This is a genomic window from Devosia sp. A369 (assembly GCF_054489345.1).
The window spans coordinates 110708-133437 of the sequence record NZ_JBTMWV010000009.1; the positions used below are offsets into that span (position 1 = coordinate 110708).

Consider the following 22730-nt stretch of genomic DNA (forward strand, 5'->3'; position numbering starts at 1 on the left):
GCGGTGGCAATTGTCTCAGCAAGCGTGACAAGGAGCGCGCTTTACCATGGCTAAAACCCTTACCAATCGCAATGATATCCGCCAATGGGCCGAGGCCCGGGGCGGCAACCCCATGCTGATGGATACGCCTGACGGCAGCGGCATCCGAACGCTGCTGCAACTGACCTTCGGCCAGCACGCCATCAATACCGACGGCAATGAGGGCCCCGACCGGCTCGGCGGCTTTCATCTGGTGAGCTGGGAAGAATGGTTTGCGGCGCTCGACGAAGGCAAACTGGCGCTGCGCGTGTCGGATGACCTCGCGGGCGGCAATGAAGCCGAGTTCGAGTTCGTCAGCAAGGACGGCTCGTATACGGCCTAGTCCCCGTCCGCCGCGGCTTCGATGGCTTCCATGTCGTCGTCAGAAAAGCCGAAATGGTGGCCGAGTTCGTGGATCAGCACGTGGGTGATGATTTCGCCCAGCGTGTTGTCGTCGTTTTCGGCCCAGTAATCGAGAATGGCGCGGCGGTAGAGAAACACCGTGTTGGGCAATTGCCCGGTCTGCGGCACGGCGCCGTCTTCGGTGAGGCCGACGCCGGAAAACAGCCCCATCAGCTCGAAGGGGCTTTCCATGCCAAAACCTGCGAGAATGTCGTCTTCGACGAATTCGGCGACCGAGCAGGTCACATCGGCGGCCAGCGTTTTGAACGGCTCGGGCAGTTCGCGCAGCGCCTGGCTGGCCAGGGCTTCGAAATCGTCAAGGGAGGGCGCGTAGCGCGCCCCCCAGTCGGCGTGACCTACTGCCACTCGCGGATATCGACGAAGTGGCCGGCAATGGCGGCAGCGGCGGCCATGGCGGGCGACACCAGATGGGTGCGGCCCTTGAAGCCCTGGCGGCCTTCGAAGTTGCGATTGCTGGTCGAGGCGCAGCGTTCCTGCGGCTTGAGCTTGTCCGGGTTCATGGCGAGGCACATCGAGCAACCCGGCTCGCGCCATTCAAAGCCGGCATTGAGGAAGATCGTGTGCAGGCCTTCGGCCTCGGCCTGATCCTTGACCAGACCCGAGCCGGGCACGACCATGGCGCTGACGGTGGAGGCCACCTTGCGGTCGCCAATCACGGCGGCAGCAGCGCGCAGATCTTCGATGCGGCCATTGGTGCAGGAGCCGATGAACACGCGGTCGATGCCGATCTCGGTGATCGGGGTGCCGGGCTTGAGGCCCATATAGTCCAGCGCCCGCCACTTGGAGACGCGCTTGTTCTCGTCCTCGATGTCATCGGGATTGGGCACCGCGCCGGTGACCGAGATCACGTCCTCGGGCGAGCTTCCCCAGGAGACGATCGGCGGCAGCTTGGCGGCGTCGAGAATGACGACCTTGTCGTAAACCGCGCCTTCGTCGGTGTAGAGCGTCTTCCAGTAATCCAGCGCCATGTCCCAGGCCTTGCCCTTGGGGGCGCGGTTGCGGCCTTCGACATAGTCGAAAGTGGTCTGGTCGGGGGCGATCAGGCCGGCGCGGGCGCCGCCTTCAATGGTCATGTTGCAGACCGTCATGCGGCCTTCCATCGACAGCGCCTGGATGGCTTCGCCGGCAAATTCGATGACGTGGCCATTGCCGCCGGCGGTGCCGATCTCGCCGATGATGGCGAGAATGATGTCCTTGGCGGTGACGTGCGGCGGCAGCTGGCCGTCAACACGCACCAGCATGTTCTTGGCCTTCTGCTGGATCAGCGTCTGGGTCGCGAGAACGTGTTCCACTTCCGAGGTGCCGATGCCATGCGCCAATGCGCCGAAGGCGCCATGGGTGGAGGTGTGGCTATCGCCGCAGACGATGGTCATGCCGGGCAGGGTAAAGCCCTGCTCGGGGCCGACGATGTGGACGATGCCCTGACGCTTGTCGAAGGCGTCGAAATATTCGATGCCGAAATCGCGCGTGTTCTCGGCCAGCGCCGCGATCTGGACAACGCTTTCCGGGTCGGGATTGGGCAGCGAGCGGTCGGTGGTCGGCACGTTGTGATCGACCACGGCCAGGGTGCGCTCGGGGTGGCGCACCTTGCGGTTGTTGAGGCGCAGGCCTTCAAACGCCTGTGGGCTCGTGACTTCGTGGACGAGGTGCCGGTCGATATAGAGCAGCGAGGTGCCGTCCTCATTGTTCTGGACCAGATGGTCGTCCCAGATCTTGTCGTAGAGCGTGCGGGCTTTGGTCATGGCGGTCTTCCGGCAGGAGAGTTTGGAGTCGTTCTAAGCCGCAAAGGGCCGATGGGTCAAGTATAACCGTACTCGTGGGTACGGTTGGTTCAGGCGGGGCGGTCGATGGCGCGGCGCACCGAAAACACGCCGAGCAGGCTGGTATCGAGCCCGATGCGCAGCCGGCACCACAGAGCGATGGCGATCTGGGCCACGATCCGGGCCCCCATATTGGCAGCGGCGGCGCCGACAATGCCGAAAGCCGGGATCACCGCGATCTGTACGACAAAGCCCAGTCCCATGATAATGCCAAAAATGGCGACATAGGCGCGCTCATGCCCGGTCATCATCATGACGATCTTGGAGGGGCCGGTGGCGGCGTCGAACAGCAGCCCAAGCGCCAGCAACACCAGCACCAGCGTGCCCTCGGCATAGGCCGGTCCGAATAGCGACAGCAGGAATTCGCCCCAGATCACAAAGCCGGCAAAGATCAGCAGCGAAAAGGCAAAGCCGGCCCAGGCGCAGAGCGCGACAATGGCCTGCGCCTGGCGCATCTGGCCGGCATGGAAATGCTGCGCCACCATGGGGGCGATCACCAGTTCGATGGCGAAGGTGAACAGCGTCATCAGCCCGGCGGTGCGGAAGGCATTGAAATAAATCCCCGAGCTCTCCAGATCAAGCATCAACCCAACCAGGATCACATCGGCATTGAGCGCGGCGGTTTCGATCAGCGCGCCCAGCATCAGCCAGCGGCTGATGCCGCCCCATTTGGCCCAATAGGTCCGCACGCCGTCCAGGGCCGGGGCCAGCAAATAGGTCGTGCGCCCTGCCTGCCAGAATTGCAGCGCCAGCATGCCGGCCAGCAGAGCTGCCGACAGCACCAGTGCATCGGGCCCACTCAGCACGATGCCAAAAGCGAACAGGGCTAGCACCGCCGCCGGCAGCGCCAGCCGCCACAGGATGTCGCGCGGCACCAGCGCCGTCCACAGCGAGCCCTGGGCGCGCAGAGCCGAGGAATTATACTCCGCCAGCGCCATCGGCAGCACCAGGAAGGCGGCGCCATAGAAATGGCTGGCGGTATCGGCCAGCGTGACGAATTGCAGGGTGACAAAAACGATGGCCGCGAGCCCGAGACTGGCCGCGACGCCGGCCAGGATGGTCAGCATCGAGCCGGAGCGGATAGCGGCGATGGCGGCAAGCTTTCGCCCGGCCACGCTTTCCTGCGGCCAGAGGCGCAGGATGGCCATGGGCTGGCCGACACCGGCGGCAATGGCCAACACGGTGGCAATCGCCAGTCCGAAAGCGAAATGGCCATATTCATCGGGGCTCATGGTGCGCGACAGCACCACATAGGTCAGATAGGTCAGCCCGGCGGTGGCGATCTTGATGGCCAGCGAGCCGACCGAGCGCCATAGGCCGGTATGCAGCAGGGCCGACAGATCCGAAGGTATTTTCAGCCGCATAACTGACGTCCCGAGGCCGCGAGCCTGAAGCCGCGAACCCCGCCAATCTGCCACGCCAACCTCAAGAAGGTCTTACTTGGCTGGGGTGGGCGGGATTACAGATTGGTAAGGTGCGGACCGCTTCACCTCTCCCCCAAGGGAGAGGTCGACCCACTTGGGTCGGGTGAGGGGCCTTTACTGGGGGCAGAGCGAGGGGAAGGCCCCCTCACCCGTCGGCTGCGCTGCCGACCTCTCCCCCAAGGGAGAGGTAAGACGTTTATTAATGCCGGAAATGCCGCATCCCGGTCATCACCATGGCGATGCCGGCAGCGTCGGCAGCAGCAATGACTTCATCGTCGCGCATCGACCCGCCCGGCTGGATCACCGCGGTGGCGCCAGCCGCGACCAGCGCTTCCAGGCCATCGGCAAACGGGAAGAACGCGTCCGACGCCGCGACCGAGCCGGCGGTCAGTGCGCCCTCGATGCCGGCGGCCTTGGCCGCGTCGATCGACTTGCGGTGGGCGGTGAGCGCGGAATCGACGCGGGACATCTGCCCGGCGCCAATGCCGACGGTAGCCCCGGCCTTCACATAGACGATGGCGTTGGACTTGACGTGCTTGGCCACCTTGGCGGCCAGCCGCAGATCGGCCATTTCAGCGGCGGTGGGCTGGCGCTTGGTGACGACCTTGAGCTCGCAATCATCGACATTGCGATTGTCGCGCGACTGGACCAAGAGGCCCCCGGCGACGGATTTGACCATCAGCCCATCGGCCTTGGGATCGGCGATGCCGCCGGTCAGCAGCAGGCGCAAATTCTTCTTGGCGGCGATGATGGCCTGGGCTTCGGGCGTGGCCGAGGGGGCCACGATCACTTCGGTGAACACCTTGACGATTTCGGTTGCGGTGGCCGCGTCGATCTCGCGATTGGTGGCGACAATGCCGCCAAAGGCCGAGACCGGGTCGGTGCGCAGGGCGTTCTGATAGGCCGTGAGCAGATTGTCGGCCACGGCCACGCCGCAGGGATTGGCGTGCTTGATGATGGCGATAGCCGCAACCTGGGAGGGGTCGAACTCGCTGACCAGCTCGAAGGCGGCGTCGGTGTCGTTGATATTGTTGTAGCTGAGCGTCTTGCCCTGCACCTGCGTGGCGGTAGCGACACCGGCACGGCTTTCGCCATTGGCGTAGAAACCGGCCCACTGATGCGGGTTTTCGCCATAGCGCATCACTTCGCGCAGGGAGCCGGCAAAGCTGCGATAGGGGATTTCGGGGTAGTCGATTTCCTTGGCGAACCAGGTGGCAATGGCGCTGTCATAGGCGGCGGTGCGCGCATAAGCCTTGGCGGCCAGCTGCTGGCGCAGCGCATAAGGCACGCCGCCGGTTTCGCTGATCGCGGCGAGGATGGCGGGGTAATCCGCCGGATCGACCACCACGGTCACATAAGCGTGGTTCTTGGCGGCGGAGCGGACCATGGCGGGGCCGCCAATATCGATATTCTCGATGATCTCGTCATAGGAGGCGCCGGAGGCGACGGTCTGCTCGAAGGGATAGAGATTGACCGCCACCAGCTCGATGCCGCCGATCTCGTGCTCTTCCATCGATGCGGCGTGGTCAGCCTTGTCGCGCACGGCGAGAATGCCGCCATGCACCTTGGGGTGCAGGGTCTTGACCCGGCCATCCATCATTTCGGGAAAGCCGGTCAGCTCGGCGATCTCGCGCACCTTCAAGCCGGCATCCTTGATCAGCTTATGCGTGCCGCCCGTGGAAACCAGCTCCACGCCGGCCGCGCTCAGCCCCTTGGCAAACTCGGCCATGCCGGACTTGTCGAATACCGAAAGCAGCGCCCGCCCGACCTTGACCGTCTTGCTCATGAGGATATTTCGTCCTGTATTGTGGATTTTCCGGCTCGCTAGCACGAAGCGGGGGGTGCAGCCAACCGGTGATTGCGGATGGCAGCGATGCGCTAGGCCTGTTCGCGGGTCAGAATCCAGGCGACTTCGGTCTCGGCGGCGACCTCGACTTCGAGCACTAGCTGCCGTGTTTTGTGGAAGCCGACATAGGCCGATTGGCGCACGCTTTCCTCTTCGCGGAAGCTGGCGCCTTCCCAGAGGAAGCTCCACACCGCGCCATTGGGCAGCACCAGCCGCACGATATCGTCGCCGCGATTGCGCCGCACTATGATGCCGGGCGCCAGATGGAAGCGGACGGCCAGCAGGCCGGGCGATGGCGTGCCATGGGCGATCATGCGGTCCTGGCCGACCAAAGTGGTACCCTCGGAGAGCAGCGTCAGCCGCCGTTCGAGATCGACGCCGAAGCGCTTGGCATAGCCATCGGTGGACAGGGTCAGCAAATGGTCGGCGGCATCGAGGGTAATCGACGGCGTGCCGTGAATGTCGGCGTCCTCGGCATCGATGGTCGGTGCAGAATGAGCCACGCCCTGGCGGAACAGCGCCTTGCTGTCGGGCAGGTCGGACGGCGCCGGGCCGCAGCTGCCCAGGATCAGCTCGCTGGCATGGGAGAATTCAAAGGCCAAAGCGCTGGCATGCAGATCGCCGGCCAGACCCGGCGCCGGCACCAGCCCGGAATCGGCGATCACCACGGCGTCGCCATCGCGCAAAATGCCATAGCCGCCGAGCAGCATGGAGCGCGGCTTGCGCCCCGGGCCATTGGCCTGAATGGCGATCAGCACGTCATGCGGCAGTTGCCCGCAGCCGTTGAAATAGGCCGGCTCGCCGCTGGACAGAGTCAGCGTATCGAGACTTTCATGCATGCGGTCGATCTGCGCGCCCAGCTCATGGCCGGCTTCGGATTTGGCTGCTGCCGCCACCCGGCGAATGCTGACCAGCTCGACCAGCAGGTGCAATTGCAGGCGCGGATTGCGCGACAAATGCAGGCCATCGGCGTCGAGCTGATTGGCGAGGACGGCATTGAGCCGCTCCACCCGCCTCGGGACGTCGGTCTTGTCGTCCTGTTCGCAATATTCGGCGCCGAGCAGGGCAATGGCGGCAAACAGCGCGTCGGTGGGGTCGCTGGCCAGTGGCGCCCGCAGTTTGAGGCTCTGGATCTGTGCGCCCAGCACGCGCTGGATGGTCCGCGCCTGATCCGGCGTGGCGCCATCGAGCAGCAGCGGCAGATGACGCAGCCAGTTGAGCACGCGCTGCGCCGTCAGAGCCAGGGCCCAGCTATCGTGCTGGAACTGGCCTTCGCGGGTGATCCAGTCGAGCACCAGCGTGCGGGCAAAGCGGCGTTCGCCATTGTCGCGCACATCGCGGAAATGGCGCAGCCAGGAAAAGCCGTGCAGATTGAGCCACCAGTCGGGATGGTCGACATCGAGGCTGAAAGGGGAGGCGCCGCCGGTTTCGATGAGCTTGCTGGCCAGCAGATAGCGGCCCGACATCATGTCGCGCACGGCTTCGCGGTCGGGCGGGCGGAATTCGGGCAGGTCGCCGGCAAAGGCGTCATCGGCGAGGCCCCGCCAGGTCCAGCGCAGGATGGGCAGGGTCACCACCAAATCGGCGAGGCCGAGCGCATGGCGGCGCATCGCGTGCGAAAGGCCGGACGCCATCAGCGCGCCCGCCTGTGCCACGCGGCCTGAGCCGGTGTTGCCATCTGTGTGCCCGTCAACGGCCCATTTCCCTGTTCGGCGCCGTCCCCCCAGGTGGCACCCGTCTCAATATAGGCTCAGCGGCGGCGGAAACGCGCCACGAAAAACCCGTCCATACCGCCGGATTTGCCGCCCGGCGCCATGCCCGGATGGGTGCGCACCAAACCGCGTTCGGTCACCGCGCCCTCCAGCCCCGGCAGTTCGGCGGCAGTCACCGGCCACAGTTCCAGCTCGGGCAGGGTCTCCAGCGCCCAATCGACCTGGCCTTCGCCCTCGGCCGGCTCAAGCGAACAGACGCAATAGACGAGCACGCCGCCGGCTTCAAGGCAGCGAAAAGCATTGGAAAACAACGCTCGCTGCAGCCGCACCCGGCCGGCAACGTCGCCCACCGAGCGATGCCAGATCACTTCGGGATGGCGACGGAAGGTGCCGGTGGCCGAGCAGGGCGCGTCGAGCAAGACGCCATCGTAACGCTGTTCCGGGACGTATTTGCCGGCATCGGCGACCACGGTTTCGGCGCTGTAGTCGAGGCGCGCGAGGTTCTGCTTGAGCCGCTCCATGCGGGTGGCGTCGCTATCGAGCGCCGTCACCTGATAGCCGGCCTTGATCAATTGGGCGGTCTTGCCACCCGGGGCGGCGCAGAGGTCGAGCACGCGGCCGCCTGGCTTGGCGCCCAGCAGGCGCGCCGGAATGGCCGAAGCCGTATCCTGCACCCACCACAGACCCTCGGCAAAGCCGGGCAGGGCCTCCACGGTCCGGTCGCGCTGTTCGATGCGCACGGTATCGGCTATGACGGGTTCGGCGCCAAGCTGCTCAATCAGTGCCGAATCATCACTCTTGAGCGTGAGATCGAGTGCGGCACCGGCCAGCAGCGCCGAGGAGAAGCCATCAATGGCTTGCTCGCCATAGGCATCGAGCCAGGTGTCGCCAAAAGTGTCGGGAATCAGCAGATCATCGCTCAGCATGCCGAATTTGGCCGAATTGGCCTGGGCGCTGCGCAAGACGGCGTTCATCAGCCCGCTGAGATGGCGGGCCTTGGGATCACGCTTGGTGGCTTCCACGGCCAGGAACAGCGCGCTATGCGCCCCCAGATCGGGCAGGAACACCAGCTGCGCCAAGCTCAGCCGCAACACCGCTTCAAAGCTGCCGGATTTGCCCGGCATGCCCTTGTCGAGCAGCGTGTGAATCATGAAATTGAGTTGGCCCTGCCGGCGCAGAGCCGTGGTGATCAACCGGTTGGCGAGGCCACGGTCGCGCCCATCGGCCAGCTCGCTGGCATTGAGCGGCACGAAATTGTCGCCGCCCAGCACGGCCTTGAGCCGCTGGGCCGCAACGAGGCGGAGCTTGAGCCCCGCCGGATCAGGTTTGTTATGCGCCACGCTTGTTTTTATCCCCAGGGACCGCGTTGTCCGCCATCCTCGTCGGTCCGTCCGACGGTCGGCACGCGCCAGCCGCCACCGATATCACGACCGGTCGAAACCGGCTGCGGGCGAGGCTGAGGCCTGCGGCCCTTATCGTCCACCTGCATGCTCGCTGCAAGCGTGCGCAGCGCCTCGATGCGGTTTGTCGTATCAGGATGGGTGGAAAACAGATTGTCCATCCGCTGCCCCGACAGGGGATTGATGATGTACATATGCGCCATGGCCGGGTTGCGCTCGGCCGCGACATTGACCTTCTGGCCAGCAAAGGCGGCAATCTTTTGCAGCGCCGAGGCCAGCGCCAGCGGGTCGCCGGAAATCGCGGCGCCGTCCTTGTCAGCCTCATATTCGCGGGTGCGGCTGACCGCCATCTGCACCACCATGGCGGCGACCGGGGCGAGAAACACCATCAGCAGCGCGCCAAAGCCGCCGAGCGGATTGTCGCGATTATTGCCGCCGCCAAAGAACAGGCCGAACTGCGCCAGCGCCGAAATCGCCCCGGCAAAGGTGGCGGTAATGGTCATGGTCAGCGTATCGCGGCTGCGGATATGGGCCAGCTCATGGGCCACCACGGCGGCGACTTCGTGGGTTTCCAGCTGCTGCAACAGTCCGGTGGACACCGCCACAGCGGCGTTTTGTGGATTGCGGCCGGTGGCGAAGGCATTGGGCTGGTCGGTCTGGATCACATAGACCGCCGGGGTCGGGATGCCGGCCTTGCGCGAGAGAATATCGACCATGTCATACAGCTCGGGCACGCGGGAGCGCTCGACCGGCACGGCATTCTGCATGCGCAGCACCATCTTGTCGGAGTTCCAGTAGCTGAACAGATTGGTCCCCAGGGCAAAGATGAAGGCGATCATCATGCCACCGGTGCCACCGATGAAATAGCCGACCACCATGAACAGCGCGGTCAGCGCGGCGAGGAGGACGGTGGTGCGAAAAGCATTGAACATCAGGAGCCCTTGGGTTCGCGGTCTTGACCGATTATGTTGTGCAGACCGGGCCGTCCTGCAAGCGGCATGCGCAAATCGTATTTTTGAGCTGGACCATGAGCGACCAAGAAATTCCCGACGACACCCCCCGTCCGCCCTTGAGCGAGGCGGCCAAGCGCGCGCTGGCCGAAGCTGCGGCCCGTCGTCGCGAGATCGACGCCAAGCGGGCTTTTGCCCCCAAGGAGCAAGGCGGGCGCGGCGGGCTCGAGCCCGGCCGCTATGGCGACTGGGAAATCAAAGGCCTGACCAGCGATTTTTGAGCCGGCTAATGCGGCCCCCAAAAACGCGGTGTCATCCCGGCCTTGAGCCGGGACCCATCCTGAGATGGGGGAGCTGGCGTGATCAGGGGATGGGCCCCGGCTCAAGGCCGGGGTGACATCGTGGGTGGGGCGCGTTCGCCAGCCACGCCAGCGTCAGGTATCTCTACACCTAGCCGCCAATCAGGTCGGCGAGGCTAAAACCTGCCGCCGATGCGGCGATGGTCATCGCCACGGTGACGATGGCGGCGATGAGCCCGTGCTCGACCCAGGTGATGCCGGCTTCATCGCGAACAAAACGCAGTACAAGTTTGATCATTTCAATGCTTTCGGCACTTTTTCAATGCCCGGACCATGCAAAACCCGGGCTGAACGCAATCTGAACGACGGCTGCTAAGCTAGCCGCGTGCCCTTTCTATGGCGGGCAGCAATTCGGTTTCGATCGCTTTTGGCGTCAGTGGGCCGACATGCTTGAAAATAATCACCCCGGCGGCATCGACCACAAAGGTTTCCGGCACGCCATAGACGCCCCAGTCGATGGAGACGCGGCGGTCGCGGTCGGCGCCGACGGCGTCATAGGGATTGCCCAGTTCGGCGAGGAACGCCCGCACATTCTCCGGCGCATCGGACTGGTTGATGCCGAACAGGCGGACGCCGGTGATGTCCTTGAGCGCGGTGAGCAGCGGATGCTCGTCACGGCAGGGAATGCACCAGCTGGCAAACACATTGACCACGGTGACCTCGCCCTTGAGCGCTTCGGTGTCAAAGCCGGGCACGCCCAATTCGGGCACGGCCGCCATGGCAAAGCTGGGGGCGGGCTTGTCGATCAGCACGCTGCGGATCAGGCCGGGGTCGCGGTTCATCGAACTGGCAAACACCGCCACCAGCGCAATCAGCGCGATCAGCGGCAAGCCGAACAACACATAGCGCATCATTTGGCGGGCCGCCGGCGCGGATTGCTGGCCTCCAGCCGGGTGAGCTTCTTGTCGGTACTGCTGGCGTCGTAGAGCGTCCAGGCAATCAGTCCAGCCACGGCGATGGCGACGCCGAGATAAGCCCAGATGATGAAAGCGGCGTGGGGTCCCAGATCGATCATGCGCCAGCTCCCTGTGCGGCCTGCCGCGCCAGATTGGTGACCCGGCGGCGCTTGATTTCAGTGTGCATGGCTTTGAGCTGCAGCGTGATGAACAGGAATGTAAACGCAAAAAACATCACGAAAAGCGGCGTCAGGATCGAGCCCGGCATGGTCGGCCCATCGGCCCGGAACACGCTGGCCGGCTGGTGCAAAGTGCTCCACCAATCCACCGAGAATTTGATGATCGGAATATTGACCGCACCCACCAGGGTGAACACGGCAATGACGCGGGCGGCGCGCAGCTGATCGTCAAAGGCGCGCCACAGCGCGACAATGCCGAGATAGATGAACAGCAGCACCAGAGTGGAGGTCATGCGCCCGTCCCACTCCCAGAAGGTGCCCCAGGTCGGGCGGCCCCACAGCGCGCCGGTAAACAGCGCCAAGGTGGTGAACATGGCGCCCAGCGGGGCGGCGGTCTTCATCGAGACGTCGGCCATCGGGTGACGCCAGACCAGCGTGCCGATCGCCGAAATGGTCATCACCACATAGACGAACTGGCTGAGCCAGGCATTGGGCACGTGGACATACATGATGCGCACGGTGTCGCCCATCTGGTAGTCCTCGGGCGAATTGAAGAAGGCGAACCACAGCCCGACGCCGAACAGCAGCGCGGTGACAATGGTCAGCGGCCACAGCAGCGGCTTGGTCCAGATGACGAACTGCCCCGGATGGGCAATCCGCTGCCACCAGCTGAGCTTGGGTGCGGTGTCTGTTGTCATCTGAATGTCCGGCTCCTTCGTCCCCTCCCCCTTGAGGGGAGGGACAGGGTGGGGGTCCTTCGGTCTGTGCACTGAACCATCGACCCCTACCCTCGGTCCCTACCCTCAAGGGGGAGGGAGGCGATGAGGGGGGTGCAGTGACAAACACCAGGCTGTCTAATCTTCGCTTGAGCTTATCGCAAGCGCGGCGGCGAAGGGAGCCAGTGCCACGGCCATGAGGCTCAATGCCGCAAGAAACAGCAGCGCGGCACTGGATTGGGCATGGGTGATACTGCCGACGCCGAAGATCAGCACCGGGATCGACAGCGGCGCAATCAGGATCGGCGCGATCAGCCCGCCGCGCCCGATCCCAACGGTCACCGCCGCGCCCACGGCCCCGAAGGCGGCCAGCGCCGGCGTTCCGGCCAGCAGCGAAATCAGGGTTTTCCAGAAGGCGTCCAGCTCCATCGCCAGCAACACCGCCAGCACCGGGCTGGCGACGATCAGCGGCAGGGCCGAGACCAGCCAATGGGCGATCAATTTTGCGGCAACCACGGCGCTGAGCGGCAGTTCGCTCTGCCGCAACAGCACCAGACTGCCGTCTTCATGATCGGGGCGGAACAGCCGGTCGACGCCGAGCAGCATGGCGAGAAACGCGGCGATCCACACCACGCCCGGCGCGATGGCGGCGAGCAGCACTTTGTCGGGGCCGACGGCAAAGGGCACGATGGCGCCGACAATGATGAAGAACAGCACCAGCGTCAGCATGTCGCCGCCGCCGCGCAGCGCCAGCCGCAATTCGCGGCTGAGCATGGCGCCAAAAGCCCTCATGCCTGCGCCCCCAGCGTCAGAGTGTCCAATCGGCTCGGGTCGGGCAGGGTGATCGGATCATGCGTCGCCGCCAGCACTAACCCGCCACGATCGAGATGACTGTCGATCAGCCCAGTCACCAGCGCGTGGCCTTCCACATCCAGCGCCGCCGTCGGTTCGTCGAGCAGCCACAGGGGCCGCCGGCTCACCAGCAGGCGGGCCAGCGCCAGCCGCCGCGACTGCCCGGCCGAGAGGTAACCGGCATCCAGTTCGGCCAACGGACCCAGCCCCACTTGCTCAAGCGCCGCCAGGGCGGCAATGCCATTGGCGCCGTTGAGCTGGCCCCAGAAATCAAGGTTTTCTCGCACCGTCAGCCGGGGTTTGACCGCATTGCGGTGGCCGCAATAATGCAGTTGCGGCCCGGCCTCGGGGTCCACCCCTTCGAGGGCAAACCCACCGGCCATTGGCGTCACGATACCGGCCAGGGTCAGCAGCAGCGTCGACTTGCCGGTGCCATTAGGGCCGCGCAGCAGCAGGCATTGCCCGGGCGCGACGGTGAAGTCGAGGCCGGTGGCCAATGCGACGCCGCCGCGACCGCAGCTCAGGCTTTGGGCGTGCAGGCGCAACGGGGGATAGACTTGCCAATCGGTCATGGCCCCATCTCGTATTGAACCCAAGGTCGGGCTGGCAAGCCCAATCGTCTTTCTCTATAAGCCCTTATAGATTGGACTCATTCCAGGGAAGGCGGCGCTTTTGCGCGGTTTTCGGGCATTTTGTCCGGGCCGGCGCGCCTGCTGCACCAGATAATAAAGGGCGGAAACCATGACCTCGGTAAACAGCTTCAAGTCGAAATCGACCCTGGTGGTCGGCGACAAGACCTACACCTATTACTCCATCGAAGAAGCCGAAAAGAACGGCCTCCAGGGCGTCTCCAAGCTCCCGCACTCGATGAAGGTGGTGCTGGAAAACCTGCTGCGCTTCGAGGACAACCGTACCGTCACCAAGGCCGATATCGAGGCTGTGGCCACCTGGCTCGTCACCCGCACCTCCGAGCATGAAATCTCCTACCGTCCGGCCCGCGTGCTGATGCAGGACTTCACCGGCGTCCCCGCCGTGGTCGATCTGGCCGCCATGCGCGACGCCACTGCCAAGCTCGGCGCCGATCCGCAGAAGATCAATCCGCTGGTGCCGGTCGATCTGGTCATCGATCACTCGGTGATGGTCGACAGCTTCGGTAGCCCGCTCTCCTTCGGCCAGAACGTCGAGCTGGAATATGAGCGCAATGGCGAACGCTATGAGTTCCTGCGCTGGGGCCAGTCGGCCTTTGACAATTTCCGCGTCGTGCCCCCCGGCACCGGCATCTGCCACCAGGTGAACCTCGAATATCTGGCGCAGACCGTGTGGACCAAGGACGAGAACGGCGAAACCGTCGCCTATCCCGACACGCTGGTCGGCACCGATTCGCACACCACCATGGTCAATGGCCTGGCCGTGCTCGGCTGGGGCGTCGGCGGCATCGAGGCCGAGGCCGCCATGCTCGGCCAGCCGATCACCATGCTGATCCCCGAAGTCGTCGGCTTCAAGATGACCGGCAAGATCAATGAAGGCATCACCGCCACCGATCTGGTGCTGACCGTCACCGAAATGCTGCGCAAGAAGGGCGTGGTCGGCAAGTTCGTCGAATTCTACGGCCCGGGCCTTGATTATCTCAGCCTCGAAGATCAGGCGACCATCGCCAATATGGCTCCCGAATACGGCGCCACCTGCGGCTATTTCCCGGTCGACGCCGATACGCTGAAATACCTGACCACCTCGGGCCGCGCCGATGCGCGCGTGGCGCTTGTCGAAGCCTATTCCAAGGCGCAGGGCATGTTCCGCGACGCCAGCTCACCCGATCCGGTGTTCACCTCGACGCTCGAACTCGACCTCACCACCGTGGTGCCATCCATCTCCGGCCCCAAGCGCCCGCAGGACCGTATCGCCCTCGACAACGCCAAGCAGGCTTTCGCCGCGGCTTTGCCCAAGGAATTTGGCAAGACCGACGATCCGCGCATTGCCGTTGACGGCGCCGATTACACCATCGGCCATGGCGACGTGGTGATCGCTGCCATCACCTCCTGCACCAACACCTCCAACCCGTCCGTGCTGGTTGCTGCCGGTCTCGTCGCCCGCAAGGCCCGTGCGCTCGGCCTCGACTCCAAGCCCTGGGTCAAGACCTCGCTGGCCCCCGGTTCGCAGGTCGTCACCGACTATCTCGATAGCGCTGGCCTGTCCGAAGATCTCGACGCCATCGGCTTCAACCTCGTTGGTTATGGCTGCACCACCTGCATCGGCAATTCCGGCCCGCTGCCGGCGGAAATCTCCAAGGCCGTGCAGGAAGGCGATCTGGTCGCCGCTTCGGTGCTGTCGGGCAACCGCAATTTCGAAGGCCGCGTGAACCCGGATGTAAAGGCAAACTTCCTTGCCTCGCCGCCGCTGGTTGTGGCTTACGCCATCGCCGGCTCGATGAAGATCGACATAACCAAGGACCCGATCGGCATCTCCAAGGATGGCAATCCGGTCTATCTGCGCGATGTCTGGCCGACCAACCACGAAGTCGCCGAAATCGTGCGTCAGCACGTCACCAAGGAAATGTTCCAGGGCCGCTACTCGGACGTCTTCAAGGGCGACGAGAATTGGCAGAACATCGTCATCGAAGGTGGCGAGACCTATGGCTGGAATTCGTCCTCGACCTATGTGCAGAACCCGCCCTATTTCGAAGGCATGACGATGGAGCCCAAGCCCATCACCAATGTCGAAAAGGCCAAGGTGCTGGCGCTGTTCCTCGACTCCATCACCACCGACCACATCTCCCCGGCTGGCTCGTTCAAATCCTCGACCCCGGCCGGCAAATACCTCGAAGAGCATCAGGTCGCGCCGCGCGATTTCAACTCATATGGCGCCCGTCGCGGCAATCATGAAGTGATGATGCGCGGCACCTTCGCCAATATCCGCATCAAGAACCAGATGCTGGATGGCGTCGAGGGTGGCTACACCCGCGGCCCCGATGGCTCGCAGATGGCCATCTATGATGCAGCCATGGCCTATCAGGCCGCCGGCACGCCGCTGGTGATCTTTGCCGGCAAGGAATATGGCACCGGCTCGTCGCGTGACTGGGCCGCCAAGGGCACCAATCTGCTCGGCGTCCGCGCCGTGATTGCCCAGTCCTTCGAGCGCATCCACCGCTCCAACCTGGTCGGCATGGGCGTCATCCCGCTGCAGTTCAAGGATGGCGAGAGCTGGCAGACGCTCGGCCTCGATGGCACTGAAACCATCGATATCGACGGCGTCACCGCGATCGCGCCGCGCGCCCAGGTCAATGTTCGCATCACCCGCGCCGATGGCACGGTGCTTAATGTCGAAACCCTCTGCCGCATCGATACCGCCAACGAGCTCGACTATTACAAGCATGGCGGCATCCTGCACTACGTGCTGCGCAGCCTCGTCGCCGCTTAAGGCTTCGGCTTATTCACTTTGCAAATGGCGGCCTCCGGGCCGCCATTTTTGTTTGGCGTGATCGCCAAAGCCGCCCCATCCCCAATGTCACCCCGAACGCGATCGGCACCTCTCCCTCGAGGGGGAGGTTGGGAGGGGGTGAGAGCCTCGATGTCCGGAGCAGCAACCCCAGTTCACTCTGACGGCAGAAACTCCGCCTCTCACCCTCTTTTGACTAGCGAGCTTCGCCGCCCCCGGCTTACAACACTGCTCATGACGATCAGACCCCTTTTCGGCACCCTCCTCGGCCTTGTCGCTTTCGCTGCCCTGGCCCATCCGGCCGGCGCCGACTCCACGCGGGCGCGACCCAAGGCGGTGGTGGAATTATTCACCAGCCAGGGCTGCGCCTCCTGCCCACCCGCCGACGCGCTGCTCACCATGCTGGCGGCCAGGGATGACGTGGTGGCGCTCGCCTATCACGTTGATTATTGGGACTATGTCGGCTGGGAGGACACCTTCGGCACCGCTGCCTATTCCGACCGCCAGCGGGCCTATGCCAAGAGCTGGGGCTCGTCGCGGATCTACACCCCGCAAATGGTGGTCAATGGCGCCAAGGCGGTGGTCGGCTCGCGCCGCAGCGAGGTGCATGGTGCGCTGGACGGGGCCAGCCTGCCGCTGGCCGTCGATATCGTCCGCGAGGGCGATATGCTCAAGATTTCCATTCCGCCCAATACCAGCCTCGACGACGCGGTGGTCTGGATGGTGACCTATCTCGACCGCGCCGACGTCAAGATCGACACCGGCGACAATGCCGGCAAGGCGATGGTCTATACCCAGGTGGTGACCGGACGGCAGGTTCTGGGCATGTGGGAAGGGGCCAGTGGCGCCCATCTCAAGCTACCTTTGCCCGAAGTGTTCAACGAGGTCAGCACCGGCATCGCCGTCATCGTGCAGCAGGAACGCCAGGGCCTGCCCGGCCCGATTCTGGGCGCCGCCAGCTTCGAGCGCTGACGCGACCAAAAAAATCCCGCTCCTGGGCACAGGAGCGGGGAGATTGGTCAACTAATTGGGAGGCTGGCACCCGGGCTTCTGGGTTTGGGGGCTCGGTCGGCCCAGATGCCAGCCACTGGAGGCAATGACCCATTGATGACGCTGCATTCGGGCATCCGCAGGGACAGAATGTGACCGAATTGGGGTATTTTGAGCCTATTGCCAACTCGGGCAATTGCCGTAATCATGACGGGGTGATGACAGGGAGCTAGGGCTGGCTTGCAAAGTCCGGCAAACGACAGCAAGGCAAAGCTGGCATTGGTGCATGTGGGAGACCCACAGCCCGCGCGCGGCATTCAGCCCATCGTCGCGTTCGATCGACGCGAATTGATGCAGATTCTGTCGGTCTATGGCAGCCATGTGATCCGCGGCGAGTGGCGCGATTACGCCATGGATTTCCTCAAGGACCGGGCGCTGTTTTCCATCTATGCCCGCGTCTCCGAGCGCCCGCTCTATGTGGTCGAGAAAAACCCCAAGCTGCGCAATCGCCAGGGCCAATATCTGGTCAGCAACCAGCAAGGCCTGATCCTGCGCCGCGGCCACGACCTGGCTCAAGTCCTCCGCGTGCTTGACCCTCATCTCGTCGTGGTGGGGTGAGGCTTCGCCTCGGGCTTTTCAACGCACTCGATGTCATCCCGGCCTTGAGCCGGGACCCATCCTGAGATGGTTCAGCCGGCGTAATCTGGAGATGGGCGAGATCGGGGATGGGAGGTCGCTCCCATTGGGCAGAGGAAACCGGCAGCTGCGTCTGCAACATTGGCGTACCTGAACCAACCTGCGAAAATCCCGGCATGATGGCGAGGCGGCTGTCTCACTAACTAACTATCCATCGAGGCAGCGCCTCGCCATCATCGCTCGAAACCCGCACACAGGCGGCGCTTTGGCACGCCGCTACAGCCCCAGCTGCAAATGCTCGATATCCAGCCAGCGGTCGAATTTGAACCCCACCGCCTCATAGCGCCCCACAGGCCGAAAGCCGAATTTCTCATGCAGGCGAATGGAATTCTGCGTGCCCGCCGTGATCACCGCAATCATCTGGCGAAACCCGAATGTTCGCGACTGGGCGATCAATTCGCTCAGCAGCGCACTGCCGAGCCCCCGGCCGGTAGCGTCGGGATGCAGGTAGATCGAATCCTCGCAGGTGAAGCGATAGGCCGGGCGCGGGCGATAGGTCGAGGCATAGGCATAGCCCAGCAGCCGGCCTGCGTTCTCGGCCACGATCAGCGGATGGCCGAGGGCAACGAGATGGCCGAATTTTTCCGCCATCGCCGATTCGCTGGGCGGTTCGGTGTCGAAGGTGACCGTGGAGCTGTCCACATAATGGCGGTAGAGCGCGGTGATGGCGGGCAAATCGGCCCAGGCAAACGGGCGGAGCAGATGGTCGGACACTTGGGTGTTCCAGACAAAGAAAAGGACCGCAGCTGTTGTAAGCTGCGGTCCAATTTGTCGTCCAATAAAATCGCCGCTTGGGCGCCGATGTTACTCGCGATTGCCGAACAGGCGGAGCAGCATCATGAACAGGTTGATGAAGTCGAGATAGAGGCTCAGCGCGCCCATGATGGCGCCCTTGGCCATCACGTCGGCGCCGTGGGCCTCGTTGTAGCCTTCCTTGATCTTCTGCGTGTCATAGGCGGTGAGGCCCACAAAGATCAGCACGCCGACCGCCGAGATGGCGAATTCGAGCATGGAAGACTGCATGAAGATGTTGACCAGCGACGCGATGATCAGGCCGATCAGGCCCATCATCAGGAAGCTGCCCATCTGGGTCAGGTCACGCTTGGTGGTGTAGCCATAAAGGCTCATCGCGCCGAAGGTAGCGGCGGTGATGAAGAACACCTTGGCGATGGACGCGTCGGTATAGACCAGGAAGATCGAGCTGAGCGAGACGCCCATGATCGCGGCAAAGCCCCAGAACACGGCCTGTGCGGCCGGCACGGAGAGCTTGTTGATGCCGAAGCTGAGCACCAGCACGAAGGCCAGCGGCGCCAGCATCACAACCCACTGCAGCGGGCTGGCATAGAGCAGGGCGCCCCACTGGGTGACATATTGGCCATTGGCCAGCTGGCCGACGGCGGCGTCTGCATTGGTGGTGATAGCGGCGGTGGCGGCAAACCATGCGGCCAGGCCGGTCACGATCAGGCCAACGCCCATGTAATTGTAAACGCGCAGCATATAGCTGCGCAGCCCTTCGTCGATGGCGAGGGCCGAGCCGGCCCGCGCACCGAGGGTCTGACGGTCATATTCAGCCATAGATCGGCTCCTTGATCCCGAGTGATGCGGTCCAGCGACCGCCGGTGGGCATTGCTTGCCACTTGGACGACAATATGGATGCGGGGCCAATCGTTTACAAGTGATCTCGGATCGGTTTTCACGAATCGGCTGGCCGGTCGGAGGGGGTATGTTACGGTCCAATCCGAATCGCTTTTCTGATTTCTTGCTGCGGAGGACGCGATGCCCCGGCTGTTTACCGGTCTGGAAATCCCCACTGACATTGGTTTTGCGCTGTCGCTCAAGCGGGGCGGCCTGTCCGGCGCCCGCTGGGTCGATGCGGAAAATTATCACATTACCTTGAGGTTCATCGGCGACGTCGATTACAAGACCGCCGATGAGGTGGCCGACAGTCTCGACCGGCTGGCCAATTCGCTGCGATTTTCCGTGCGGCTGACCCAGTTGGGCAGCTTTGGCGGCGAAAAGCCGCGGGCGCTTTATGCCGGCGTCGAGCCCAGCGAGGCGCTGAGCCGGCTGCAGGCGGCGCAGGAGCGGGTGTTGCAGCGCGCCGGCCTGCCGCCCGAAGGGCGGAAGTTCACCCCGCATGTCACCTTGGCGCGGCTGCGCGGCGTCGGGCCCGAGGAGGTGGCGCGCTTCATCACCGAGGCCGGGCGCTTCGAACCGCTGAGCTTTCCGGTCGGGCGCTTCGTGCTGTATTCGAGCAAGGATTCGGTGGGCGGCGGGCCTTATGTGGTGGAACAGAGCTATCCACTGGCCGCCTGATGTTAGCCAAATCTTAACCGTGACGGCGCAAACCAAAAGCCTATTGGCCCAGCCCGTCAAAATGCCGCCGCGATTGGCCCGCACTTGATGCAAATGCGATTGAATGCGGCGGCGTTTGACACCTTGGTAACCATGTTCGGGGCAGAGTTGGCGGGCAGCTCCGTCCCTGGCAGGACCTTCGAGACAAAGGATGAATTGGCGATGACGACGAAAACCGGTGGCCTTGCACTCGGGCTCGCGGTCGGCGCGATCATGGCTCTGGCTCCAGCTGCCATGGCGCAGCAGGCCACTGAGCTTGGCACTTTCAATGCCTGGACCGCCTGGCAGGCGAATGACGCTTCGGGCGTCATCTGCTATGTGTCGGCAACCCCGCAGAAGAGCGAGCCAGCCGGCGCCAACCGCGACCCGATCCATTTCATGATCATCCACCGCAAGGGGATGGGCACCAAGAACGAGGTGCAGACCATTATCGGCTACCCGTTCAACAGCACCGCGGCCAATGCCAGCGCCGTCATCGACGGCAAGGCCTATCCGATGCTGACCGAAGGCTCGGCCGCTTGGCTGGCCTCGACGGGTGACGAAAGCGGGTTCGTGCAGGCGTTCAAGGCCGGCAGCAATCTGCTGGTCAAGGGCACCAGCCAGCGCGGCACCGCGACCACCGACACCTATTCGCTGTCGGGGGCCACGGCGGCCGTCAACGCCATCGACGCCGCTTGCAAGTGATTTTGGGTTGCCCGGCCCGGGCGATCCGCCATAAAGGGCGATGGGCTGATCTCAGCCCTTCGCCTTCTGTCGTTGTTACGAGGCCCTGATGATCAAATCCGCTGTGGGGCTCGCCCTTGTTGCCAGCCTGCTCCTGTCCACCAGCGCCAGCGCCCAGCAGGTGCGGCTGCTCGGCGAGCATCGCGCCTGGACCAGCTACGCCGCCAATGATGCGGCCGGCGCGGTGTGCTTTGCCATGACCAAGCCGGAAGCGGTGACGCCGTCGCCCGATGGCTATACCCAGGCCTATATCTACATCACCAATCGCCCGGCCGAGAACGTCGCCAACGAGTTCAACCTCGTCGCCGGCTTCCCGTTCCAGCCCGACAGCAAGGCGACCGTGGCGGTGGGCAGCAATGTGTTCAACCTGTTCACCCAGAACGATGCCGCCTGGCTCGACGATGCCGGGCAGGCCGGCAATCTGGCCAGCGCCATCCGCGCCGGCTCCAGCATGGTCGTCGAAGGCACCAGCGCCGCCGGCATCAAGATCACCCAGACCTATTCCCTCTCCGGCGCCACCGCCGCCCAGCAAGCCATCAATTCGGGCTGCTGAGCCACCCACCGCGCGTCACCCTCGGGCCTGACCCGAGGGCTCTGCACTTTTTGGCGATCCGGTATTGCGGTCCGCGCTCCCCGCATCCCTCCCTCCCACGTCCATGACTTTGCGCAATCCGCGCCATTGTGCTATTGCCCGCGCCAATCCCGCATTGTCAGACCCCTGTGTAGCCACGCCATGAGCATCGCGCTGAACCTTGACCATTCGACCGCTATCCGCCCCGCTGCGGCCAGCCGGCCGTCGCTGATCGCCCTTTCCAAGCCGCAGCTTGCCGAGGCGCTGACCGAGGCGGGCATTGCCGTCGACAAGGAAGCCCGCATGCGGGCCAGCCAGTTGTGGAATTGGCTCTATGTCAACGGCACCACCGATTTTGAGCGCATGACCAATGTCGCCAAGCCGGTGCGGCAGAAGCTGGCTGACACTTTCATTCTCGACCGCCCGGAGATCGTCACCGAGCAGGTGTCCACCGATGGCACGCGCAAATGGCTGTTCCGCTTCCGCGACCCGGCCAATCCCAATTACCCGCCGGTGGAAGTCGAAACCGTTTACATCCCCGAGCAGGATCGCGGGACGCTGTGCGTCTCGTCGCAAGTCGGCTGCACCCTGACCTGTTCGTTCTGCCACACCGGCACGCAAAAGCTGGTGCGCAACCTCACGGCTGGCGAAATCCTCGGCCAGATCCTGATGGCGCGCGAGCGGCTGGGCGATTTCCCAGGTGGCTCGCGTCCGGATGATGGGGGCCTCGTGCCCAGCGAGGGCACCCGCGCCATCACCAATATCGTGATGATGGGCATGGGCGAGCCGCTGTATAATTACGACAACGTCAAGCAGGCGCTGCTGATCGCCTCGGCCGGCGACGGCATGAGCCTCTCCAAGCGCCGCATTACGCTCTCGACCTCGGGCGTGGTGCCGTTCATCGAGCCGACCGGTCGCGAAATCGACGTCATGCTGGCGATTTCGCTGCATGCGACGAATAATGACCTGCGCGACGTGCTGGTGCCAATCAACAAGAAGTGGCCGCTCGAAGAGCTGCTGGAAGCCTGCCGCAATTATCCCGGCCTCTCCAATTCCCGCCGCATCACCTTTGAATATGTGATGCTCGACGGCATCAATGACAGCGACGCCGATGCCCGTGAACTGGTGCGGCTGCTGGCCAATATTCCGGCCAAGATCAACCTGATCCCGTTCAATCCGTGGCCGGGCGCCAATTACGGCACCTCGCCGTCGAGCCGCATCGAACGCTTCGCCGATATCGTCAACAAGGCCGGCTATGCCAGCCCGGTCCGCACCCCGCGTGGCCGCGACATCTTTGCCGCCTGCGGTCAGCTCAAGAGCGAAAGCGAACGCCTGAGCAAGAAGGACCGCGAGGCGCTGGCGGGGTAA

General features: G+C 64.0%; 24 protein-coding genes. 9 read left to right on the forward strand and 15 right to left on the reverse strand.

Features of this window, described 5'->3' with window-relative positions; genetic code table 11:
- Positions 1-46: 46 nt before the first annotated feature.
- Positions 47-361, forward strand: a complete 315-nt coding sequence (locus ACX3OZ_RS13210; RefSeq protein ID WP_459094075.1) for a hypothetical protein — start codon at positions 47-49, stop codon at positions 359-361.
- On the opposite strand, the gene ACX3OZ_RS13215 is transcribed toward ACX3OZ_RS13210, so the two are convergent.
- From ACX3OZ_RS13215 to htpX, 7 genes are all read right to left on the reverse strand, one after another.
- Entirely contained in the window at positions 358-786 is a 429-nt protein-coding gene (locus ACX3OZ_RS13215; RefSeq protein ID WP_459094074.1) for a metallopeptidase family protein, read from the reverse strand. The two genes, ACX3OZ_RS13210 and ACX3OZ_RS13215, sit on opposite strands and share 4 nt — an antisense overlap.
- Positions 777-2183 carry a 3-isopropylmalate dehydratase large subunit gene (gene leuC / locus ACX3OZ_RS13220; RefSeq protein WP_459094073.1) on the reverse strand — a complete coding sequence of 469 codons (1407 nt, stop codon included), beginning with the start codon at positions 2181-2183 and terminating at the stop codon, positions 777-779. The genes ACX3OZ_RS13215 and leuC overlap by 10 nt, the downstream gene beginning before the upstream one ends.
- Positions 2184-2272: 89 nt before the next feature.
- Positions 2273-3625: a lipopolysaccharide biosynthesis protein gene (locus tag ACX3OZ_RS13225; protein ID WP_459104663.1), complete on the reverse strand. Its 1353-nt coding sequence runs from the start codon at positions 3623-3625 to the stop codon at positions 2273-2275.
- Between the two features lie 259 nt (positions 3626-3884).
- Positions 3885-5471: a bifunctional phosphoribosylaminoimidazolecarboxamide formyltransferase/IMP cyclohydrolase gene (gene purH / locus ACX3OZ_RS13230; RefSeq protein ID WP_459094071.1), complete on the reverse strand. Its 1587-nt coding sequence runs from the start codon at positions 5469-5471 to the stop codon at positions 3885-3887.
- A 92-nt stretch (positions 5472-5563) separates the two neighbouring features.
- Positions 5564-7165 (reverse strand): heparinase II/III family protein, encoded by a 1602-nt coding sequence (locus tag ACX3OZ_RS13235; protein WP_459104664.1) that lies wholly within the window; start codon positions 7163-7165, stop codon positions 5564-5566.
- Positions 7166-7281: 116 nt separating this feature from the next.
- Positions 7282-8583 carry an RsmB/NOP family class I SAM-dependent RNA methyltransferase gene (locus ACX3OZ_RS13240; protein ID WP_459094069.1) on the reverse strand — a complete coding sequence of 434 codons (1302 nt, stop codon included), beginning with the start codon at positions 8581-8583 and terminating at the stop codon, positions 7282-7284.
- An 8-nt stretch (positions 8584-8591) separates the two neighbouring features.
- Complete coding sequence (gene htpX, locus ACX3OZ_RS13245) at positions 8592-9575, reverse strand: zinc metalloprotease HtpX (protein ID WP_459094068.1); 984 nt, start codon at positions 9573-9575, stop codon at positions 8592-8594.
- Between the two features lie 95 nt (positions 9576-9670).
- Here htpX and ACX3OZ_RS13250 point away from each other — a divergent pair, with 95 nt between their 5' ends.
- Positions 9671-9874: a DUF1674 domain-containing protein gene (locus ACX3OZ_RS13250; RefSeq protein WP_459094067.1), complete on the forward strand. Its 204-nt coding sequence runs from the start codon at positions 9671-9673 to the stop codon at positions 9872-9874.
- Between the two features lie 169 nt (positions 9875-10043).
- On the opposite strand, the gene ACX3OZ_RS13255 is transcribed toward ACX3OZ_RS13250, so the two are convergent.
- From ACX3OZ_RS13255 to ccmA, 6 genes are all read right to left on the reverse strand, one after another.
- The gene (locus ACX3OZ_RS13255) at positions 10044-10190 is read right to left on the reverse strand and encodes a Flp family type IVb pilin (RefSeq protein WP_459094066.1); all 147 of its coding nucleotides are present in this window, start codon (positions 10188-10190) and stop codon (positions 10044-10046) included.
- Between the two features lie 79 nt (positions 10191-10269).
- Complete coding sequence (locus ACX3OZ_RS13260; protein ID WP_459094065.1) at positions 10270-10806, reverse strand: DsbE family thiol:disulfide interchange protein; 537 nt, start codon at positions 10804-10806, stop codon at positions 10270-10272.
- Positions 10803-10967 carry a heme exporter protein CcmD gene (gene ccmD / locus ACX3OZ_RS13265; protein ID WP_459094064.1) on the reverse strand — a complete coding sequence of 55 codons (165 nt, stop codon included), beginning with the start codon at positions 10965-10967 and terminating at the stop codon, positions 10803-10805. The genes ACX3OZ_RS13260 and ccmD overlap by 4 nt, the downstream gene beginning before the upstream one ends.
- Positions 10964-11725 (reverse strand): heme ABC transporter permease, encoded by a 762-nt coding sequence (locus tag ACX3OZ_RS13270; RefSeq protein ID WP_459094063.1) that lies wholly within the window; start codon positions 11723-11725, stop codon positions 10964-10966. Before ACX3OZ_RS13270 ends, ccmD begins: the two co-directional genes overlap by 4 nt.
- A 156-nt stretch (positions 11726-11881) precedes the next feature.
- A complete protein-coding gene (ccmB, locus tag ACX3OZ_RS13275; RefSeq protein ID WP_459094062.1) occupies positions 11882-12535 on the reverse strand; it encodes a heme exporter protein CcmB in 654 nt (217 codons plus the stop codon).
- On the reverse strand, positions 12532-13140 hold the full coding sequence (gene ccmA, locus ACX3OZ_RS13280) for a heme ABC exporter ATP-binding protein CcmA (RefSeq protein ID WP_459094784.1): 609 nt from the start codon (positions 13138-13140) through the stop codon (positions 12532-12534). The genes ccmB and ccmA overlap by 4 nt, the downstream gene beginning before the upstream one ends.
- A 196-nt stretch (positions 13141-13336) precedes the next feature.
- Here ccmA and acnA point away from each other — a divergent pair, with 196 nt between their 5' ends.
- The 3 genes from acnA to ACX3OZ_RS13295 all read left to right on the forward strand — a co-directional run bounded on the left by acnA (position 13337) and on the right by ACX3OZ_RS13295 (position 17635).
- Positions 13337-16009: an aconitate hydratase AcnA gene (acnA, locus tag ACX3OZ_RS13285; RefSeq protein ID WP_459094061.1), complete on the forward strand. Its 2673-nt coding sequence runs from the start codon at positions 13337-13339 to the stop codon at positions 16007-16009.
- A gap of 252 nt (positions 16010-16261) precedes the next feature.
- Positions 16262-16999: a DUF1223 domain-containing protein gene (locus ACX3OZ_RS13290; RefSeq protein ID WP_459094060.1), complete on the forward strand. Its 738-nt coding sequence runs from the start codon at positions 16262-16264 to the stop codon at positions 16997-16999.
- A gap of 258 nt (positions 17000-17257) precedes the next feature.
- The gene (locus ACX3OZ_RS13295) at positions 17258-17635 is read left to right on the forward strand and encodes a DUF2794 domain-containing protein (protein ID WP_459094059.1); all 378 of its coding nucleotides are present in this window, start codon (positions 17258-17260) and stop codon (positions 17633-17635) included.
- Between the two features lie 294 nt (positions 17636-17929).
- On the opposite strand, the gene ACX3OZ_RS13300 is transcribed toward ACX3OZ_RS13295, so the two are convergent.
- Entirely contained in the window at positions 17930-18427 is a 498-nt protein-coding gene (locus ACX3OZ_RS13300) for a GNAT family N-acetyltransferase (protein WP_459094058.1), read from the reverse strand.
- A gap of 90 nt (positions 18428-18517) precedes the next feature.
- The gene (locus ACX3OZ_RS13305; protein WP_459094057.1) at positions 18518-19288 is read right to left on the reverse strand and encodes a Bax inhibitor-1/YccA family protein; all 771 of its coding nucleotides are present in this window, start codon (positions 19286-19288) and stop codon (positions 18518-18520) included.
- Between the two features lie 201 nt (positions 19289-19489).
- Here ACX3OZ_RS13305 and thpR point away from each other — a divergent pair, with 201 nt between their 5' ends.
- From thpR to rlmN, 4 genes are all read left to right on the forward strand, one after another.
- Positions 19490-20029 carry an RNA 2',3'-cyclic phosphodiesterase gene (gene thpR, locus ACX3OZ_RS13310; RefSeq protein WP_459094056.1) on the forward strand — a complete coding sequence of 180 codons (540 nt, stop codon included), beginning with the start codon at positions 19490-19492 and terminating at the stop codon, positions 20027-20029.
- Positions 20030-20230: 201 nt separating this feature from the next.
- Positions 20231-20752, forward strand: coding sequence for an invasion associated locus B family protein (locus ACX3OZ_RS13315; RefSeq protein ID WP_459094055.1), 522 nt, complete (start codon positions 20231-20233; stop codon positions 20750-20752).
- Positions 20753-20840: 88 nt separating this feature from the next.
- On the forward strand, positions 20841-21344 hold the full coding sequence (locus tag ACX3OZ_RS13320) for an invasion associated locus B family protein (RefSeq protein ID WP_459094054.1): 504 nt from the start codon (positions 20841-20843) through the stop codon (positions 21342-21344).
- 180 nt (positions 21345-21524) lie between these two features.
- Positions 21525-22730, forward strand: coding sequence for a 23S rRNA (adenine(2503)-C(2))-methyltransferase RlmN (rlmN, locus tag ACX3OZ_RS13325; protein WP_459104665.1), 1206 nt, complete (start codon positions 21525-21527; stop codon positions 22728-22730).

Bases quoted from the DNA above. Each gene is read 5' to 3' on its own strand.
- ACX3OZ_RS13210 (WP_459094075.1), top strand. From the start codon at position 47: ATGGCTAAAACCCTTACCAATCGCAATGATATCCGCCAATGGGCCGAG.
- leuC (WP_459094073.1), bottom strand. From the start codon at position 2,183: ATGACCAAAGCCCGCACGCTCTACGACAAGATCTGGGACGACCATCTG.
- ACX3OZ_RS13225 (WP_459104663.1), bottom strand. From the start codon at position 3,625: ATGCGGCTGAAAATACCTTCGGATCTGTCGGCCCTGCTGCATACCGGC.
- purH (WP_459094071.1), bottom strand. From the start codon at position 5,471: ATGAGCAAGACGGTCAAGGTCGGGCGGGCGCTGCTTTCGGTATTCGAC.
- ACX3OZ_RS13235 (WP_459104664.1), bottom strand. From the start codon at position 7,165: ATGGCGTCCGGCCTTTCGCACGCGATGCGCCGCCATGCGCTCGGCCTC.
- htpX (WP_459094068.1), bottom strand. From the start codon at position 9,575: ATGTTCAATGCTTTTCGCACCACCGTCCTCCTCGCCGCGCTGACCGCG.
- ACX3OZ_RS13250 (WP_459094067.1), top strand. From the start codon at position 9,671: ATGAGCGACCAAGAAATTCCCGACGACACCCCCCGTCCGCCCTTGAGC.
- ACX3OZ_RS13255 (WP_459094066.1), bottom strand. From the start codon at position 10,190: ATGATCAAACTTGTACTGCGTTTTGTTCGCGATGAAGCCGGCATCACC.
- ACX3OZ_RS13260 (WP_459094065.1), bottom strand. From the start codon at position 10,806: ATGATGCGCTATGTGTTGTTCGGCTTGCCGCTGATCGCGCTGATTGCG.
- ccmD (WP_459094064.1), bottom strand. From the start codon at position 10,967: ATGATCGATCTGGGACCCCACGCCGCTTTCATCATCTGGGCTTATCTC.
- ACX3OZ_RS13270 (WP_459094063.1), bottom strand. From the start codon at position 11,725: ATGACAACAGACACCGCACCCAAGCTCAGCTGGTGGCAGCGGATTGCC.
- ccmB (WP_459094062.1), bottom strand. From the start codon at position 12,535: ATGAGGGCTTTTGGCGCCATGCTCAGCCGCGAATTGCGGCTGGCGCTG.
- acnA (WP_459094061.1), top strand. From the start codon at position 13,337: ATGACCTCGGTAAACAGCTTCAAGTCGAAATCGACCCTGGTGGTCGGC.
- ACX3OZ_RS13290 (WP_459094060.1), top strand. From the start codon at position 16,262: ATGACGATCAGACCCCTTTTCGGCACCCTCCTCGGCCTTGTCGCTTTC.
- ACX3OZ_RS13305 (WP_459094057.1), bottom strand. From the start codon at position 19,288: ATGGCTGAATATGACCGTCAGACCCTCGGTGCGCGGGCCGGCTCGGCC.
- thpR (WP_459094056.1), top strand. From the start codon at position 19,490: ATGCCCCGGCTGTTTACCGGTCTGGAAATCCCCACTGACATTGGTTTT.
- ACX3OZ_RS13315 (WP_459094055.1), top strand. From the start codon at position 20,231: ATGACGACGAAAACCGGTGGCCTTGCACTCGGGCTCGCGGTCGGCGCG.
- ACX3OZ_RS13320 (WP_459094054.1), top strand. From the start codon at position 20,841: ATGATCAAATCCGCTGTGGGGCTCGCCCTTGTTGCCAGCCTGCTCCTG.
- rlmN (WP_459104665.1), top strand. From the start codon at position 21,525: ATGAGCATCGCGCTGAACCTTGACCATTCGACCGCTATCCGCCCCGCT.